This is a genomic window from Streptomyces sp. CB02261, from assembly GCF_001905665.1.
Classification (GTDB): Bacteria; Actinomycetota; Actinomycetes; order Streptomycetales; family Streptomycetaceae; genus Streptomyces.
The window spans coordinates 186,623-203,581 of record NZ_LIVX01000012.1 but is presented as its reverse complement, the minus strand read 5'-3'; the positions used below and the strand labels follow the sequence as shown (position 1 = coordinate 203,581).

Here is a 16,959-nt window from a genome sequence, read left to right as displayed (position 1 = left end):
AGGACCCCGCACCCCATGACTGCCGCCCCGGACGCCCCGCCGACCGACGCCCTTCCGCACGCCCTGCTCACCGCCTCGCCCGACCAGGCCGACGCGGAGTTCCTGCGGCTGACCGACGCGCTGTGGAAGGACGGCGTGGCCACGGACAGGGCCCTGGCCGGGGTGCCCCGGCTGGTGGCAGCTCTGTCCGGTACCGACGAGCTGCGCCAGGGGTACCTCATGCTGCTGCTCGGGCTGCTGGCCGAGACCGAGCACACCGCGGGCGGCGGTCCGCTGACCGAAGCCGTACGGGCCGGGCTCGCCGATTACCTGCCGCTGCTCACGGGATCCGAGCCGGGCGGCCCCACTCAGCTCGCCGCCCTGTACCTGCTCTCCCACCTCGGTGGTGACCGGGAGCGGATCCTCGCCGCCGCGGCCGGCACCGAGCTCACCCCGGACGACCGCACTCGGCTGGAGCGCTGCCTGAAGCCGCTCGATCCCGAGGACGTCGTATTGGGCCGGGTCTGGCCCTCGCCGTACGAGTGGCAGCTGGGCGCCGAGGAGCTGGCCTTCGACCAGGACTGGATCCGTGCTCTGACACCGGAGCAGCTCGCAGCGACCTGGTCGAGCGACACCCGCTCGGTGCTCGCGTACACCGGTGCGAAGGCCGTATGGGCGTTGCGCAACGGCCGCCCGACGGTGGTCCGCGACACCAGCGTCCACGCCGACGCCCGCCCGGCCGAACCGCCGGCCCCGCGCATCGAGGAGTTCAGCCGCTTCGCGGACGTGCTGCGCTGCCCCGCCTGCCGCGCCACGCTGTCGTTCGCGACCACCGGTACGTCCTGCACCGGGTGCGAGCGGAGCTACGCGCTGCCGCACGGTGTACTCGACCTGTCCGCCGGTGCCGGTGAGCACGACGAGGACGACGTGCTGCAGAACGCGGCCGGTCTGCAGGGCATCGGCTTTCACTACGAGAACGTGCTGCGCCCGGCGTTCCTGAGGGTGATGGGCCAGAACTGGGGCGGGACAATCAGCCCCGTCGACGAGGACGACTATTTGACCGAGCAGCTGTCCGCGGTAGACGGTCCCGTCCTGGACGTCGCCGCGGGGGCGGGCCGCTGGACCGCTGTGGTCGCCGAGGCGGCCGCGGGCGGCGGAGTGCTGGCCCTGGACCTGATCGCGCCCATGCTGGCCGGTCTGCGGGCCCGGCTGCCCGAGATCGCGACGCTGCGGGCGAGCGCCCTCGCACTGCCGGTGGCGGACTCCTCGCTGGCGGCGGTCAACTGCTGGAACGCGCTCCAGGCGCTGCCGGACGCGGGCAAGGCGATCTCCGAGATCGGTCGCGCGCTGCGGCCGGGTGGCCGGCTGACGCTGCTGACGTTCCGCTGGGCGTCCGATCCGGTCTATCGCTACTTCCAGGGCTCACACGCGTTCCCGGGCAGCCCCGACGGCATCAAGCTGTTCGAGACCGAACAGATCCATGTCTGGCTGGACGAGGCGGGGCTCTCACCGGTGGCTGAGACCGATCCCGGCACCTTCGTCATCATCACCGCGGAAAAGCGCTGACAGCACGTCCGAAGATTCCCGGAAAGCACGGAAAAAGCCCGATGACCCGGTGCTCAGCGGGCCCCATGGGCCCGCCGCGCACCGGCATTCGCATTGAGCAACATTGAATATGGAACCGTCCTTTGCTCGGTGCAACGATCCTTTCGGCCCAACTCCGGTGACCGATTCAGGAGAATTCATGCAGACCATCGAGGCGCCGCCCCGCGAAGAACTCGTCCGCCGTGCAACGGACCTGATTCCGCTGCTCCAGCGGAACGCGCCGGTCGGCGAGGAGAACCGCAACCTGTCCCAGGAGACGGTCGAAGCCCTCACCGAGGCCGGAATTCTCAAGATGCGCGTGCCGCACCGCTACGGCGGTTACCAGTCCGACATGCGCACCGTGGTCGACACGCTCGCCGAGCTCGCCCGGGGTGACGGCTCCGCCGCTTGGACCGCCTCGGTCTGGGCGATCAGCTCCTGGATGGTCGGCCTCTTCCCCGACGAGGTCCAGGACGAGGTCTTCTCGACCCCCGACGTCCGCATCAGCGGTATCCTCAGCCCGACCGCGATGGCCACCCCGGTCCCCGGCGGCATTGTGCTCAACGGCAAGTGGTCCTTCAACTCCGGCGTCCAGCACAGCCACTGGAACACCAACGCCGCGATCCTCATCGGTGAGGACGGCGAGCCGCAGCCGATCATGGTGGCCATCCCGGTTTCCGACCTGACCATCGTGGACGACTGGCACACCGCCGGTCTGCGCGGCACCGGCAGCGTCAGCACGATCGCCGAGAACCTGTTCGTGCCGCAGGAGCGCGTGCTCCCGATGGTGCCGGTGCTCATGGGTCAGCACCGTTCGGTGCTCAACGCGGGCTCCCCGCTCTACAGCGCGCCGTTCATGCCGACCGCCTGTGCCACCATCTCCGCCCCGGCCCTCGGTCTCGCCCGCGCCGCCAAGGACGCATTCCTGGACCGGCTGCCCGGCCGCAAGATCACGTACACCGCGTACGAGAGCCAGGCCGAGGCCCCGCTGACGCACCTCCAGGTCGCCGAGGCCACCGTGAAGATCGACGAGGCGGACTTCCACGCCCACCGCGCCGCCGCGATGGTCGACACCAAGGGCGCCGCCGGTGAGGAGTGGACGCTGGAGGAGCGGGCCCGGGTCCGCCTCGACCTCGGCGCCGTCACCCAGCGCGCCAAGGAGGCCGTGGACCTCCTCAACACCGCGAGCGGCGGCTCCTCGATCTACAGCTCGGTGCCGATCCAGCGCATCGAGCGGGACGTGCAGACCATCAACCTGCACGCGATCCTCCACCCCAACACCAACCTTGAGCTGTACGGCCGAATCGTCTGCGGCCAGGAGCCCAACACCGTCTACCTGTAGGCCCACCCGAGATCCACCGGAGGACTTCCCGATGGAAAGCCGCTGCCCTGTCGCCCTGGACCCCCTGGGCGCCGACATCCACGCCGAGGGCTCCCGCATACGGGCGCAGGGACCGGTGGCCCGGATCGAGCTGCCGGGCGGTGTGAAGGCCTGGTCGGTCACCGGCCACGCCGCCGCCCGGGAGGTCCTCAGCGACCACCGCTTCTCCAAGGACGGCAGGCGGCACTTCGACGCCTATGTCGACGGCACGGTCGGCGAGGACTTCCCGCTGATCGGCTGGGTGCTCATGGAGAACATGACCACCGCCTACGGCGCCGACCACACCCGGCTGCGCAAGCCGTGCGCGCACGCCTTCACCCCGCGCCGGGTGGAGGCGCTGCGGCCGGCCGTGGAGGCGATCACCACCGAGCTGCTCGACGAGCTGGCCGCTCTTCCGGCCGGTGAGCCGGTGGATCTGAAGGGACTGTTCGCCCACCCGCTGCCGGCCCGCGCCATCTGCGACCTGTTCGGGGTGCCCGCGGAGGCCCGCGCCGAGATGCTGCGCGGCGGCGAGGTCAACGTCGACACCAGCATCTCGCCGGAGGAGGCGGCCGCCAACGTGGCCCGCTGGCACCAGGAGATGCTCGACTTCGTCGACTCCAAGCGGCGCTCGCCGGGCGACGACCTGACCAGCGACCTCGTCGCGGCCCAGCAGGCGGACAGCTCACTGTTGTCGGACGACGAGCTGGTCGGCACGCTGCACATCATGCTCGCCACCGGCACCGAGCCGGTGAAGAACCTCATCGCCAACGCCGTGCTCGCCCTGCTGACGCACCCGGAGCAGCTCGCCCTGGTCCGCTCCGGCGAGGCGACCTGGCAGGACGTCATCCAGGAGACGCTGCGGGTGGAGGCGCCGGTGGCGCACCTGCCGTTCCGCTTCCCCGTGGAGGACGTCGAGATCGGCGGCGTCACCATCCCCAAGGGCGAGCCGGTGCTCGTCAACTACGCGGCGATTGGCCGCGACCCCGAGGTGCACGGCGCGGACGCCGACCGTTTCGACATCACGCGCGCCAACAAGGAGAGCCTCTCCTTCGGGCACGCCATCTACCGCTGCATCGGCCAGCCGCTGGCCCTGCTGGAGGCGGAGATCGCGCTGGCCGCGCTGTTCGAGCGGTTCCCGCACCTGGGCCTGGCCGTGCCGGCCGAGTCCATCGCCCCGCAGGGCACGTTCATCATGAACGGCGTCGCCGAGCTGCCGGTGCTGCTCGACGCCCGCCCGACCACCATGAAGGCCGCCGTGGTGCCCGAGGTGGGTGCCACCTGGGAGCTGCGGGACGTCCCGGTGCCGCAGCCCGGACCCGGCCAGGTGCTGATCCGTGTGCGGGCCAGCGGCCTGTGCCACAACGACCTCTGGCTGACCGACGGCCACTTCCCGTTCCCCGAGTTCGACCCGGTCGTGGTCGGTCACGAAGCGGCGGGCGATGTCGTCGCCGTGGGCCCCGGCGTCACCCATCGCAAGGTCGGTGACCGGGTCGGCGCGACCTGGGTGCAGGGCACCTGCGGGACGTGCGACTACTGCAGGCTCAATCTGCCGCTGACCGGCCAGTCCGGCATGAACTGCGCGGCGCCCGTGATGAGCGGTCTGACCGTCCCCGGCCACCACGCCGAGTACGTCACCGTGCTCGCGGACTCGACGGTGCTGCTGCCCGACGAGGTCAGCTATGTGCAGGCGGCGCCCGTGCTGTGCGCCGGTTACACCTCGTGGAGCGCGCTGCGCGCCGCTGACCCCAAGCCGCACGAGCGGGTGGCGGTCCTCGGCATCGGCGGCCTCGGCCACCTGGCGCTGCAGTTCTCCCGGGCCTGCGGCTTCGACACGGTCGCGATCACCCGCTCCCCCGACAAGCACGACCTGGCCCGCGAGCTGGGGGCCGCCACCGTCGTGGCCAACGGCGCGGAGCTGGCGGCCGCGGGCGGCGCCGACGTGATCCTGGTGACCGGCACCTCGTACGAGGCGGCCACCGACGCGCTGCAGGGGCTGCGCCCCAATGGCCGTCTGGTGCTTGCCACCATCGACCCCGAGGGGTCCTTCTCGATCGGGCCGACCAGCCCGGTCTGGGCGCAGCGCCAGCAGATCATCGGCGCCACCCACAACGGTCTCGAGCAGCTCACGGAGGCGCTGCGGCTGGTCGCCGAGGGCAAGGTCGACCCGATCGTCGAGGTCTTCCCGAAGGAGCGGATCGCCGAGGCGGTCGCCCTGGCCGCCAAGGGCGAGGTCCGGTTCCGGGCCGTCGTCACCTACTGATCCGCCACCGATCCGCCGTCACCGCCGGGAGCAGAGAGATGAGCACAACGACCGCGCAGGCAACCCGCGAAGGGGAACGTTGGGACCAGTCGTCCCCGGTCTCCGACGTCTTCAACGAAGGGCAGGCGCACCTGAGCTACTGGTTCGGTCCGGACGACGACACCCCGATGGCGGAGGCGTCGCGCCGGCTGACCCGCAAGGTCGTCGACGTGCTCGGCGTACGGGCCGGTCAGCGGGTCCTCGACGCGGGCTGCGGGCCCGGCGGGCCGGCGCTGCTGGTCGCCGAGGAGACCGGCGCCGATGTCACGGGCGTGACGGTCAGCGGCTTCGAGGCCGGTGCTGGTACGGAGAAGGCCGCCGCGCGCGGCCTGTCCGACCGGCTCCGGTTCGAGCACGGCAGCTACGCCGAGCTCGGCCACCATGCCGACGGCTCGTTCGACGCCGTGATGGCGATGGAGTCGCTGCAGTACGCGCCGGACCTGGCCGCGGCGCTCGCCGAGCTGTTCCGGGTGCTGCGTCCGGGCGGTGCCCTGACGATGACCGACTACACGCTGGCCCCGGGCGTGCCGCAGGACGAGCGGGACGTGCTCGCAGAGAAGCTGGCCCTGCCGCTGCTCCAGCCGGTCGAGGAGTGGCTGGTGGCGCTGCGCGCGGCGGGCTTCCACGTCGAGGAGTGGACCCAGTGCGGTCCGCGCGTCTTCGGCATGGGTCCGAAGTATGTGGAGGCCGCCGAGGAGGGGCGGGAGACCCTGCGCGCGGCCTTCGGCGACGAGGCGGTCGCCGGGCTCAAGGAGGCGATGGCCGACTTCTTCAGTCCGGGCTCCGAGCGCATCGCGTACAGCATCGTCACGGTCCGTAGGCCTCGCGTCTGAACGCCCCGCGTCCCCGTGACGCGGGAAATCCGAAGGGGCCCGCCGCGTGAGCGGCGGGCCCCTTCGTCGTCTCCGGCGGGAGTTACTCGGCGCCGTCGTCGTGGACGACCTCGCGGACCTCCACGGCGGTCAGCTTCGCGTCGGGAATCAGCGCCGCGAGTTCGACGGCGCGCTCCTTGGAGGCGACATCGACGACGTAGTAGCCGCATAGGAACGATTCGCCCGGCACGTACGGCCCTTCGACGGACTGCACGGCGCCGTCCCTGACGGTCACGGTGGCGGTGTTCGTGGGGACGTCGAGGGCCTTGGTGCCGACCATCTCACCGCTGCCGCGGATGATCTCCTGGAAGCGGTCGTGGCCGTCGAACACCTCCTGCTGCTCCTCTTCGGAGAGCTTGTCCCACAGGACGGGGTTCATGTGCATGATGAGCAGGAACTTCACCTGTCGTCACTCCTGGTTCGGGGCTGGGGGGAAATCTGTGGGGGCCGGCAACGGGGCGCCGGGGTCGGTCACCAGCTCGCTCAGGACGTCGCGGAAGTCGGCGACCAGGCGCCGGACCGTGCTCTCGTCGTAGAGGTTGCTGCTGAAACCGAGCTCGCCGATGAGCTCTCCGGTCGGGGAGATCTCCAGGCACAGCAGGGTGCCGTCAGGGATGTCCGAGCCGATGCTCTGCGAGAGCACCTTGCGGCGCACGGCCTGGTAGGCGAGCGGTCCGATCCGCTCCCCCGCCATCGTGAACGGGGTCTGGATGACCTGGAAGACACAGGACGCCAGGCCGTCGACGCCGACCCGGTCCATGAGTTCGGGCGCCTCGTCCAGGACGTGCGCCAGCGGGATCTCCCGGGTATAGGCGTCCAGGCAGCTCTCGCGGGTGCGGGCGACCACGTCGCGGAAGGTGGCGCAGCCGGTCAGGTCGGTGCGCAGCGGCAGGAAGTTGAAGAAGGACCCGACGGCGTCCTGGAAGCGGGCCTGGGTACGGCCCGGGGTGAAGGTGGGAACCACGACGTCGGTGTCGCCGGTCTGCCGGTTGAGGAAGACGTTGAAGGCGGCGAGCAGCACGATGAAGGCCGAGCTGCGGGTGCCTGCGGCCAGCGTCGTCACCTGCTCGCGCAGCCCGGTGCCCCAGCCGAACCGGTGCCAGGAGGTGGAGAACTCCGGTGCCTCGCTGCGGGTCCGGTCGGTGGGCAGCGCGAGGGCGCGGGCGCCGTCGAGCTTGGTGCGCCAGAACGCGCGGGCGGACCGCTCGGCTTCGCGGGCCTCGTCGGAGCGCTGCCAGTGTGCGTACTCGCGGTACTGCGGCGCGGGGGCGAGCGGCGGCAGGTCGGCTCCGGCGTGCCGGGCGTAGAGACCGGCGAGGTCGCGCAGGATGACCTGCATCGACCAGGCGTCGACGGCGGTGTGGTGGGCGATCAGCGCGAGGACGGCGTCCTCGTCGTCGAAGCGGCCGAGGACCGCGCGCAGCAGCGGCATGCGGCGGACGCCGATGGTGTCGGCGGCGAGTTCATTGAGCAGCTCCTCGCTGGCGAGGTGGCGGCTTTCCTCGTCGGCCGGGTCGGTCGCGGGCAGCTGTCGGACCTCCAGCGGCACCGGCGCGGGGGCGAGAATCCGCTGGTGGCGCGGCTCGGCGTCCCGGACGACGGTGGTGCGCAGCGCCTCGTGACGAACGACGACGTCGTCGAGGGCGGCCTGCAGCAGCGCGGTCTCGATGCGGCCGCTCACCCGCCAGCCGTCGACGATGTGGAAGCGGGGGCCGAACGGACCCATGTCATCGCCCTTGTCCCACAGGCACAGGAACTCCTGCTGGACCGCGAGGGGGAATCCTTCGGCCGGCGCGAGGTCGGTGACGGTCACGCGGCGCTGCTCTCCGCCGCCGCGTCGACGGCCTCGCCGACGGCCTGCCGGAAGGCGGCCAGGTCCGGGTCCTCGAACAGGACACGGAGGTCGAGTTCGACACCGAGGTCCGACTCGACCCGGGCCACGATCCGCACGGCGGAGATCGACTGACCGCCGAGGGCGAAGAAGGTGTGCTCCTCCTGGTCCGCGGCCGGACGCAGGATGTCCGTCCAGATGCGGGTGGCGGTCTCCTCGACACTGTTCGTCACGGGTGTGTTCTCCTCAGTCACGGAACGCTTCGTTCCTGGTCTTCCTGAGCTCGTCGAAGGAGGAGAGATCCGGGACGGTCCAGCCGTCCAGGTCGTACTCGCTCATGCAGTCGTCGACGAAGCTCTTGTATTGGTCCAGCTGGCCGCTGACGGTCTGGGAGAAGAGCAGCTCGACACGGGTGTTCTCGTGGTTTCCCGCGTAGTTGCGCTCGTACAGTTCATGGCGGCCGCCGAATTCGGTGCCCACCGCGTCCCACAGCAGCTTCATGACCTTGATGCGCCCCTCGGCGTCCGTGCCGCCTGAGCCGCGCACGTACTTGTCGAGATAGGGGCGGATCTCGGGGTTGGCAAAGTCGTCGGCGCTGGAATTGACGTAGATCAGTCCGCTGGCGACGTCCTGCTGGATGATCTCCTTGATGCGTGGATAGCCGATCTGCATGAACCAGCGGTAGGCCATGCCGTACTCGGGGTTGGGCAGCAGGGCGCCGTTCTTCCACTCCACGGGGTTGCGGGCGGCGGCGTCGGAAAGGCCCCAGAACAGGTTGCGCCAGGCGAGCACCTCGCCGAGGCGGCTCTGCACGCCGCGGAAATCACTGGTGCCGGTGATCTCCAGGGCCTTGGCGAGGAGGCCGGCGAGAAACTCCAGCTTCACCGCGAGGCGGGTGCAGCCGTGGAAGGTGAACCGCTCGGGAAAGCCCGACTTGGCGGTGAACATCTGGACCTTGCCCAGGTCCCCGTAGATGAAGACGTTCTCCCAGGGGATGAGCACTTTGTCCATGACGAGGATCGTGTCGTTCTCGTCGAGGCGCGAGCTCAGGGGGTAGTCGAAGGGGCTGCCGGCCAGGGCGGCCGTGGCGGAGTAGGACGGGCGGCAGATCAGCTTGAGCCCGGGCGCGTCCATCGGAACGGTCGCGACCAGCGCGAATTCACGTTCCTTGACCGGCAGCCCGTAGTGGGCGATGAAGTTGTAGTGGGTGAGCGCCGAGCCGGTCGCCACCACTTTGGCGCCGCTGACCACCAGGCCGGCATCGGTCTCCTTCTCGACGTGCACGAACACGTCCTTGACCTGGTCCGGGGGGAGGTTGCGGTCGACCGGTGGGTGGACGATCGCGTGGTTCCAGTAGAGGACCTTCTCCTGCGACTCCCGGTACCAGCGCCGCGCGTTGTCCGCGAACGGGCCGTAGAAGTCCGCATTCGCCCCGAGCGTGCCGAGGAACGAGGCCTTGTAGTCGGGGCTGCGGCCCATCCAGCCGTAGCTGAGCCTGGACCACTCGGCGATGGCCTTCTGGTCGGCGACGAGGTCGTCGACCGAGCGGGGCGTGGTGAAGAAGCGGTGCGTGTAGCCGTCGCTGCCGGTGTCGGTGGGGGCGGTGAGGACGGGCTGGCGCTTCGGGTCGTGCAGCGCGTCGTAGAGGCGGGCGGTCATCCGGATCGGGTTGTGGAAGGCCGGATGTGTCGTGACGTCCTTGACCTTGTCCCCGTAGATGTAGACCTCGCGGCCGTCGCGCAGGCTTTCCACGTACTCATCGCCGGTGAACGGGCGTGTCCTGCGGCGCTCTTCAGCCATGGTGTTCCTCTCCTCGCCCAGGGCAGCGAGTCTGGCACCACAGACCCGGCGGGGCCTTATCCCAGATTGCCGCCTTGAGAGCACGGCAGAAGATGCCGTGCTTATTCCGCTCACGAAGAATGGGCGCCGACTGTCTTTCGCAGTTCCCCCGAGCGGAGGCCGAACCCCCATGTCCGACCAGGTCGTTCTTGACGTCTGGCTCAACGACTACCCGGTCGTTCCGCTGTTCCTGAGCGAGACCAGGGAACTGGCCCAGGAGTTCGAGCGCACCCACCCCGGGGTGCGGGTCGAGGTCCGCGGGGTCGACCACTTGAAGCTCCCCGAGGAGGTGGCCCGCGCCGCCCGCGAAGGGCGTCAGCCAGCGATCGTGCAGAGCTTCTACACCTCGACGCAACTCTCCCGCGACCTGCTCGCGGCCGACGGATCGCCGCTGTTCACCTCCGTGGAGCGGGCCATCGACGGCCGCGACAAGATCCTCGGTGTGCCGGCGCGCCTCGACGATCTGGTGCCCGCCGCCCGCGACTACTACACCTTTGAGGGCGAGGGGCTCTTCGCCCTTCCGCCGCTGACATCGACGACCCTGCTGTACGCCAACACCACCCTGCTGGAGGCCGCCGGGTTGCGCTCGGTTCCCCGCACCTGGGAGGAGCTGACCGCCGCCTGCGCGGCGGTGGCGCGCCTGGACGGCGGGCCTTCGCACCGAGTGACCTGGCCCAACCACGGCTGGCTGTTCCAGCAGGCGGTCGCCCAGCAGGGCGCCCTGCTCGCCACACCCGGCAACGGGCGGACGGAGCGCGCCACAGCCGTCGAGGCCGACTCGCCCGCGGTGCTGCGCTTCGCCCGCTGGTGGCAGGAGCTGCACGAGGACGGCCATTACCTCTACTCCGGCCTGCGGTCGGCGGGCGACGACACCTACCCGGCGTGGGAGCGCAACTACCGTGCGTTCGCCGAGCAGCGGGTGGCGTTCGTGCTCAGCACCTCCGTGGAGGCCGACAGAATGGTGCAGGCGGGCCGCGACGGGGGCTTCGAGGTCGTGGCGGCGCCCATGCCGTACAGCGCCGCGGTGCCCTACGCGGGTAACGTCATCGGGGGCGACTCGCTGTGGCTCGCGGCCGGGCTCGAACCCGCCGCCCGCGACGCCGCGCTCGCCTTCCTCCTGACCTTCCTGACCCCGCGCAACGCCGCCGAACGTCACAAGACGAGCGGCTTCATCCCCGTCACCGAGTCCGCCCGGGCACTCCTGGAGGACGAGGGCTGGTTCGAGGCGAACCCCCACCACCGGGTCGCCCTCGACCAGCTCGCCGCGGGCGAGCGCGCGACCGCTGCGGACGGCGCGCTGGTCGGCGACTTCGTCGGGATCCAGGACACGCTGACCGCGGCGATGCACGACGTGCTCACGGCGGGCGCCGATCCCGCCGAGCGGTTCGCCCTCGCCAGGTCCGAGGCGCAGCGCCTCCTCGACGACCACAACGCCCACTGCCTCGGCCTGGTGCCCGGGCAGCGCGGGCCGCACCGCTTCCGGGTCGGCTGATCCACCCGGCCCGCACAGGACTTTTCTCTGGAGGAAACACAGTGGCGCAGAACCTGGACACGGCTCCCCGTACAAGGCCGGCCCCGGACGTGGTGGAGCCGCGCCCCGCGGCCAAGCGGTCCGGCGCCCCGGTGTGGTGGCGGCGCCCGTGGGTGCTGCCGCTCGGCGTCGTGGTGTTCGCGTTCCTCAGCTTTGTGTGGCCGCCGTACCTGGGCCTGGACCCGAAGGCCTCGCTCATACCCATCCGGCCCGGCTCCCCGCAGCACTACCCGATGCTGGTCGCCCACATCGCCACCGGCACGATCGCGCTGGTGACGGTCGTGCTGCAGCTGTGGCCGTGGCTGCGCCGCCGCCACCCCGCCGCGCACCGGCTGATCGGCCGGACCTACGTCTTCGCGGGCGTCCTGCCCTCCGCGCTGCTCGCCTTCTTCATCACGCCGCTGTCGATGGGCCCCTCGGTCGGCACCACCCTCGGTGGCGTGCTGTGGCTCTTCACCACCGGCATGGGCTTCACCCGCGCGGTGCAGGGGCGCATCCTGGCGCACCGGATGTGGATGCTCTACAGCTTCGCCTTCGCCATCAACATCGTGTGGGGCCGGGTCTTCGTCGTCCTGCTGATGAGCTTCGGGGTGCAGAACCAGGCGATCTGGTCGCAGGTCGTGGGCACCGCGCCGTGGCTCGGCTGGGTCATCAACCTCTTCCTCGTCCAGTGGTGGCTGAACCGCACCGCCGACCGTCCGCTGAAGGAAATCGTCTGAACGCCCGCCGCCGGCGACCCGAGGGACAGAAGGAACAGGGATCCAAGTGAGCGAACTGCTGAAGAACAAGGTCGTGGTGGTGTCCGGTGTCGGTCCCGGCCTCGGCCGGGCGCTGGCGCTGGGTGCCGCGCGGGCGGGCGCCGACGTCGTGCTCGCGGCGCGGACCGTCTCCGTGCTGGAGGAGACCGCCACGGCTGTCGAGGAGACCGGCCGCCGCGCCCTCGCCGTACCGACCGACATCACAGACGAGGCCGCCGTCGAGGCGCTGGTCAAGACGACCGTAGACACCTTCGGCCGGGTGGACGGACTGGTCAACAACGCCTTCGCGGTGCCCCCGATGACGCCGCTCGCCGACGTGGCGATCGACGACATCCGCTCCGGCTTCGAGACCAACGTGTACGCGGCGCTGCGGCTGACCCGGCTGTTCGCCCCGGCGCTCGCCGAGGCCAAGGGCTCCGTCGTCATGATCAACTCGGTGGCGATCCGGCACTCCAAGCCGCTCTTCGGCACGTACAAGATGGCGAAGGCGAGCCTGCTGGCGCTCGCCCAGAGCTTGTCGAGCGAACTCGGCCCGCAGGGCGTCCGCGTCAACACGGTCGCTCCCGGATACATCTGGGCGCCCGCGCTCCAGGGCTACTTCGCCTACCTGGCCGGCGAGCGCGGGGTGCCCGAGCAGCAGGTGTACGACGAGGTCGCGGCCGGTCTCGACCTGCGCAGGCTGCCCGAGCCGCAGGAGATCGCCGACAGCGTCCTGTTCCTGCTGTCCGACCTGTCCCGGGCCGTCACCGGGCAGTGCCTGGACGTCAACGGCGGCGAGTTCCACCACTGACCCGGTCGTCCCTGCCGGGATTGCGACCACGCCCACCTCGAACCACCACGGGAGATCCCATGAACAGCGCTGCGGCGACCGCCCTGGCCGAGTCCGTCACCGGCGAGGTCGTCCTGCCGGGCGACGCGGCCTACGACGACGTGAAGGACATCTTCGTCCACAAGGGGCGGCCGGACGTCGTCGTCCGCTGTCACGGCGCCGAGGACGTGCGCCTGGCCCTCGCGTTCGCGCGCGAGCAGGGACTGCGTGTCTCGGTGCGCAGCGGCGGCCACAGCAACGCGGGCCTGAGCACCGATGTCGGCGGCCTGGTCGTCGACGTCTCGACGCTGAACAGCGTGGAGGTCCTCAACGCCGAGCGTGGTCTGGTCCGCATCGGCCCCGGCGCGCAGTGGGGTCAGGTAGCCCGGGTGCTGACGGAGCACGGCCTGTCCTTCTCCTCCGGTGACACCGACCAGGTGGGCGTGGGCGGTCTGCTGGTTGGCGGCGGCATCGGCTGGACGGTGCGCTCCACCGGTCTCGCGATCGACAACCTGGTGGCGGCCGAGGTCGTGACCGCGGACGGCCGGGTGCTGCGCGCTTCCGCCGACGAGCACGCCGACCTGTTCTGGGGGCTGCGCGGCGGCGGCGGCAACTTCGGTGTGGTGACCTCCTTCGAGGTGGCCGCCAAGCCGCTGCCGAAGGTGCACTTCGGCTCCATCGTCTACCCCGCGGCCGAGGCGGCCTCGGTGGTGAAGGGCTGGGCCCGCGCGCTGCGCGAGGCGCCCGAGGAGCTGACTTCGCACGTGCAGCTGTTTCCATCGTTCGGCGGTGACCCGGCGCCGGTGAACATCCTGGTCTGCTACGCGAGCGACGACGTCGCTGCCGCGGGCGCGGCCATCGCCCCGCTGCTCGAACTGGGCACGGTGGAGAGCAAGGACATCAACCTGGTCGCCTACCCTGACGTGCTCGACCAGGCGGGCGAGCTCCCGCCGGACTGGGAGCCGATGGTGCGCAACCGCTTCGCGCGGGATTGCTCCGACGAGCTGGTCGACACCCTGCTCACCGGTGCAGCCGCCTTCGACAACCTCTTCGTGGAGCTGCGCAGCCTGGGCGGCGCGCTGGGCCGGGTGCCGGCCGACGCGACCGCGTTCGGGCACCGGGACGCGGAGGTCCTGGTGAACACGGCCAAGCTCGGCCCGCGCGCAGACAACGAGGCCGCTCTGCCGGAGCTGACCGCGTTCTGGTCGGCGCTCGCCCCGTTCACCGAGGGCGCCTACAGCGGCTTCCTCAGCGAGCTGGACGCCGACGACCTGGCCGCTGTCTACCCGCCGGAGACGTACGAGCGGCTGCGGGCGGTCAAGGACGCCTACGACCCGGAGAACGTGTTCTCCCGTAACGCCAACGTAGCCCCTCACGCGCAGGCCTGACGCCTCACCACGGGAAGGACACCCCCATGACCACCCTCGTCGCCACGGACGTCCTGGGCGTCGGCGCCGCGCCGCCGGAGCCGGGCCTCACCCCAGAGGAGGTGGTGCGCCGCGCTGAGCGGCTCGCGGCCGGCCTCGTGGCCCGGCAGGCGGAGACCGAGCAGCGCACCTACTACGCGGCCGACACCCACGAGGAGTTCACGCGGGCCGGTCTCTACCGGATTCTGGTGCCCCGCAGGTACGGCGGGTACGAGTTCGGCGCCGAGACCTTCCTCAAGGTCACAATGGCTCTGTCCCGGGGCTGCCCGTCGACCGGCTGGATGTACTGCCTGGGTGCGGCGCACTCCCTCGCCGTCGCCTCGCTGTTCGAGGAGCGCACGCAGGCCGAGCTGTTCGCCGACGGAGACTTCATCAGCCCGGCGACCATCACCCCGGCCGGCACCGCGCGGCGCGCCCCCGACGGCGGCTGGATCATCGACGGCACCTTCCCCTACTGCTCCGGCGCCCCCTACGCCACGCACTTCATCGGGCACACCCTCATCGAGGACGAGGAGGCCGGCGACGGCGCGGAGCCGAAGTTGCTGCTGTTCGTCGCCCCGCGTTCCGAGTGGACGATGCTCGACGACTGGGGCCGCCAGCTCGGCCTGAAGGGCAGCGGCTCGCACAGCGTCTCCTTCCAGGGCGGGCGGGTCCCGGCGCACTACGCGATCGAGGCCACTCACCTGAGCGAGGTCGACGTCAGCGCCGGCACGCCCGGCCGGGCGCTGCACGGCAACGGGCAGTACGGCGGCGGCCCGCTGAGCTTCATGCTGCTGGAGTCGGCCGCCGTGGCGGTGGGCATGGCTCAGGGCGCGCTGGACGCCTACGAGGAGCTGATGCGCTCGCGCACCACCATCTTCACCGGCACCTCGCGCGCCGAGGACCCCGACTACCAGTACTGGTACGGGCACGCCTCAGGCATGATCGCGACCGCCGAGGCGGCGCTGCTGCACGCCGTGCGCCAGTGGGAGGAGCTGTGCGCCAGGGCGCCGGAGGACTTCACCCGGGAGGAGGACCTGCGGCTCGCCACCATCTGCCGCGAGGTGCTGAAGCTCGCCTGGGGCGCGGTGGAGCGGCATCTGTTCCCGACCGCCGGGTCGAGCGCGGTGCGCTCCGGCGAGCGCATCGAGCGGATCTGGCGCGACATGTCGACCCAGCACAGCCACGCTGGGATCGGCGTGCTGCTGCAGAGCGTCGCCACCCGCGAGTACGCCAAGGTCCGCTTCGGCGTCACCGAAGGCGCCCACTCGTGACCGCCCCTGCCACCACGGACATCCGGCCCGCGCTGCCCGGCGAGCCGGAGTACGCGCGTGCCGCGGCCGTCTTCAACGAGGCCGCGCCGGCCCGCCCGGCGGCGGCGCTGACCGCCCGTACGGTCGCCGAGGTACGCGCGGCCGTACGGTACGGGCGCACCGCCGGCCTGCCGGTCCGGGTGCACACCACCGGCCACTCCGCCGGAGCGGCCCGGCCGATGGACGGCCAGCTGCTGATCCGTACGGAGCTCGGCGGCGGGGTCCGGGTCGATACCGCGCGCCGCACCGCCTGGATCCCGGCCGGCACCCGCTGGGCCGAGGTGGTGGCTGCGGCGGCCAGGCACGGCCTGGCCGCCGCTCACGGCACGTCGCCGACCGTCGGCGCCGTGGGCTATCTGCTGCGCGGCGGGGTGAGTCTGTACGGCCGCAGGACCGGCATCGCGGCCAACGGGGTGACGGCCGTCGAGGTCGTGACCGCCGACGGCGAGGTGCGCCGGGTCGACGCCGACCACGAGCCGGAGCTGCTGTGGGCGCTGCGCGGCGGCGGCGGCGGACTCGGTGTGGTCACCGGTGTGGAGCTGGAACTGTTCCCGGCCGCCGGGGTGGTCACCGGAGCGGCCTTCTGGGCCGGCCGGCACGCCGAGCGGCTGCTCGAACGGTGGCTCGACTGGGCCGCCGACGCGCCGCGCGAGGTGTCCACCTCGCTGCGGATCATGAACCTGCCGCCGGTGCCAGAGATCCCAGTCGAGCTGCGCTCGGGGCCCGTGGTGTGCGTGGCCGGTGCGGTGCTCGCCCCGGCCGAGGGTGATCTGGAGACCGCCGGACGTCAGGCCGACGACCTGCTGGGGCCGCTGCGCGCCGTCGCCGCCCCGCTGGAGGACAGCTGGGCGCCGGGCGCCACCCCGGCGGTGGCGCAGGCCCACCAGGACCCGCCGGGTCCGGTGGAGGTGCTCGGTGATCATCTGCTCGTCGGCGACCTGCGCGGGGAAGGGGCCGAGGCCCTGCTCCGCGCGGTCGGACCGGACTCAGCGTCCCCCCTGGTCGCCGCCGAACTGCGGCAGCTCGGCGGCGCGCTGGCGGAGCCGGACCCGCGCGGCGGTGTCCTCGACCATCTGTCGGCCGTCTACGCGGTGATGGCCGCGGGACTCCCCGGCCTGCATCCGGCGCCCGCGATCCGGGAGCGTTGCGCGCGCCTGCGCGCGGCGCTCGCCCCCTGGGACACCGGTCGCACCGCGCCGGGGTTCGTGGAGAGTCCCGACCAACCGCAGGGCCATCTGGACGAGGCGGACATCGCTGCCGTGGACCGCGTCCGTCTGACGTACGACCCGGACGGGCTGTTCCGGCCCGATGCCATGACCGGCACGTCAGACCTCCTCTGACGGGCCTTCCCCCACCCCGCACCACGCACACGAGGA

General features: G+C 71.4%; 14 protein-coding genes. 10 read left to right on the top strand and 4 right to left on the bottom strand.

Annotated elements, in window-relative coordinates; genetic code table 11:
- Positions 1–15 precede the first annotated feature (15 nt).
- The 4 genes from AMK29_RS31825 to AMK29_RS31810 all read left to right on the top strand — a co-directional run bounded on the left by AMK29_RS31825 (position 16) and on the right by AMK29_RS31810 (position 6,058).
- Positions 16–1,545, top strand: coding sequence for a class I SAM-dependent methyltransferase (locus tag AMK29_RS31825; protein WP_073819510.1), 1,530 nt, complete (start codon positions 16–18; stop codon positions 1,543–1,545).
- Between the two features lie 178 nt (positions 1,546–1,723).
- Positions 1,724–2,905 (top strand): acyl-CoA dehydrogenase family protein, encoded by a 1,182-nt coding sequence (locus tag AMK29_RS31820; RefSeq protein WP_073819509.1) that lies wholly within the window; start codon positions 1,724–1,726, stop codon positions 2,903–2,905.
- 31 nt (positions 2,906–2,936) lie between these two features.
- Positions 2,937–5,186 (top strand): cytochrome P450, encoded by a 2,250-nt coding sequence (locus AMK29_RS31815; protein ID WP_073819508.1) that lies wholly within the window; start codon positions 2,937–2,939, stop codon positions 5,184–5,186.
- A gap of 38 nt (positions 5,187–5,224) precedes the next feature.
- Positions 5,225–6,058, top strand: a complete 834-nt coding sequence (locus AMK29_RS31810) for an SAM-dependent methyltransferase (RefSeq protein WP_073819507.1) — start codon at positions 5,225–5,227, stop codon at positions 6,056–6,058.
- A gap of 82 nt (positions 6,059–6,140) precedes the next feature.
- Here AMK29_RS31810 and AMK29_RS31805 read toward each other — a convergent pair whose 3' ends face one another.
- The 4 genes from AMK29_RS31805 to AMK29_RS31790 are packed head-to-tail and all read right to left on the bottom strand — an operon-like array spanning position 6,141 to position 9,728.
- Positions 6,141–6,500, bottom strand: coding sequence for a YciI family protein (locus AMK29_RS31805; RefSeq protein WP_073819506.1), 360 nt, complete (start codon positions 6,498–6,500; stop codon positions 6,141–6,143).
- A 6-nt stretch (positions 6,501–6,506) separates the two neighbouring features.
- Entirely contained in the window at positions 6,507–7,910 is a 1,404-nt protein-coding gene (locus tag AMK29_RS31800; protein WP_073819505.1) for a condensation domain-containing protein, read from the bottom strand.
- Positions 7,907–8,161, bottom strand: coding sequence for a phosphopantetheine-binding protein (locus AMK29_RS31795; protein WP_073819504.1), 255 nt, complete (start codon positions 8,159–8,161; stop codon positions 7,907–7,909). Before AMK29_RS31795 ends, AMK29_RS31800 begins: the two co-directional genes overlap by 4 nt.
- Positions 8,162–8,174: 13 nt before the next feature.
- Positions 8,175–9,728 (bottom strand): 4-hydroxyphenylacetate 3-hydroxylase family protein, encoded by a 1,554-nt coding sequence (locus AMK29_RS31790; protein ID WP_158071369.1) that lies wholly within the window; start codon positions 9,726–9,728, stop codon positions 8,175–8,177.
- A gap of 169 nt (positions 9,729–9,897) precedes the next feature.
- Between AMK29_RS31790 and AMK29_RS31785 the strand changes: the two genes are divergently transcribed.
- From AMK29_RS31785 to AMK29_RS31760, 6 genes are read left to right on the top strand one after another with little or no spacing between them, the layout of a single operon-like run.
- Positions 9,898–11,259 (top strand): extracellular solute-binding protein, encoded by a 1,362-nt coding sequence (locus tag AMK29_RS31785; protein ID WP_073819503.1) that lies wholly within the window; start codon positions 9,898–9,900, stop codon positions 11,257–11,259.
- A gap of 41 nt (positions 11,260–11,300) precedes the next feature.
- The gene (locus tag AMK29_RS31780) at positions 11,301–12,017 is read left to right on the top strand and encodes a DUF2306 domain-containing protein (protein ID WP_073819502.1); all 717 of its coding nucleotides are present in this window, start codon (positions 11,301–11,303) and stop codon (positions 12,015–12,017) included.
- A gap of 46 nt (positions 12,018–12,063) precedes the next feature.
- Complete coding sequence (locus tag AMK29_RS31775; RefSeq protein ID WP_241845782.1) at positions 12,064–12,846, top strand: SDR family oxidoreductase; 783 nt, start codon at positions 12,064–12,066, stop codon at positions 12,844–12,846.
- A gap of 59 nt (positions 12,847–12,905) precedes the next feature.
- Positions 12,906–14,252 carry an FAD-binding oxidoreductase gene (locus AMK29_RS31770; protein WP_073819501.1) on the top strand — a complete coding sequence of 449 codons (1,347 nt, stop codon included), beginning with the start codon at positions 12,906–12,908 and terminating at the stop codon, positions 14,250–14,252.
- Between the two features lie 26 nt (positions 14,253–14,278).
- Entirely contained in the window at positions 14,279–15,544 is a 1,266-nt protein-coding gene (locus AMK29_RS31765; protein WP_073819500.1) for an acyl-CoA dehydrogenase family protein, read from the top strand.
- Positions 15,541–16,923 carry an FAD-binding protein gene (locus AMK29_RS31760; RefSeq protein WP_073819499.1) on the top strand — a complete coding sequence of 461 codons (1,383 nt, stop codon included), beginning with the start codon at positions 15,541–15,543 and terminating at the stop codon, positions 16,921–16,923. Before AMK29_RS31765 ends, AMK29_RS31760 begins: the two co-directional genes overlap by 4 nt.
- Positions 16,924–16,959 lie beyond the last annotated feature (36 nt).

What these genes read in the sequence shown, in the direction of transcription:
- AMK29_RS31825 (WP_073819510.1), top strand. Translation starts at nt 16, where the DNA reads ATGACTGCCGCCCCGGACGCCCCGCCGACCGACGCCCTTCCGCACGCC.
- AMK29_RS31770 (WP_073819501.1), top strand. Translation starts at nt 12,906, where the DNA reads ATGAACAGCGCTGCGGCGACCGCCCTGGCCGAGTCCGTCACCGGCGAG.
- AMK29_RS31815 (WP_073819508.1), top strand. Translation starts at nt 2,937, where the DNA reads ATGGAAAGCCGCTGCCCTGTCGCCCTGGACCCCCTGGGCGCCGACATC.
- AMK29_RS31765 (WP_073819500.1), top strand. Translation starts at nt 14,279, where the DNA reads ATGACCACCCTCGTCGCCACGGACGTCCTGGGCGTCGGCGCCGCGCCG.
- AMK29_RS31790 (WP_158071369.1), bottom strand. Translation starts at nt 9,728, where the DNA reads ATGGCTGAAGAGCGCCGCAGGACACGCCCGTTCACCGGCGATGAGTAC.
- AMK29_RS31810 (WP_073819507.1), top strand. Translation starts at nt 5,225, where the DNA reads ATGAGCACAACGACCGCGCAGGCAACCCGCGAAGGGGAACGTTGGGAC.
- AMK29_RS31785 (WP_073819503.1), top strand. Translation starts at nt 9,898, where the DNA reads ATGTCCGACCAGGTCGTTCTTGACGTCTGGCTCAACGACTACCCGGTC.
- AMK29_RS31820 (WP_073819509.1), top strand. Translation starts at nt 1,724, where the DNA reads ATGCAGACCATCGAGGCGCCGCCCCGCGAAGAACTCGTCCGCCGTGCA.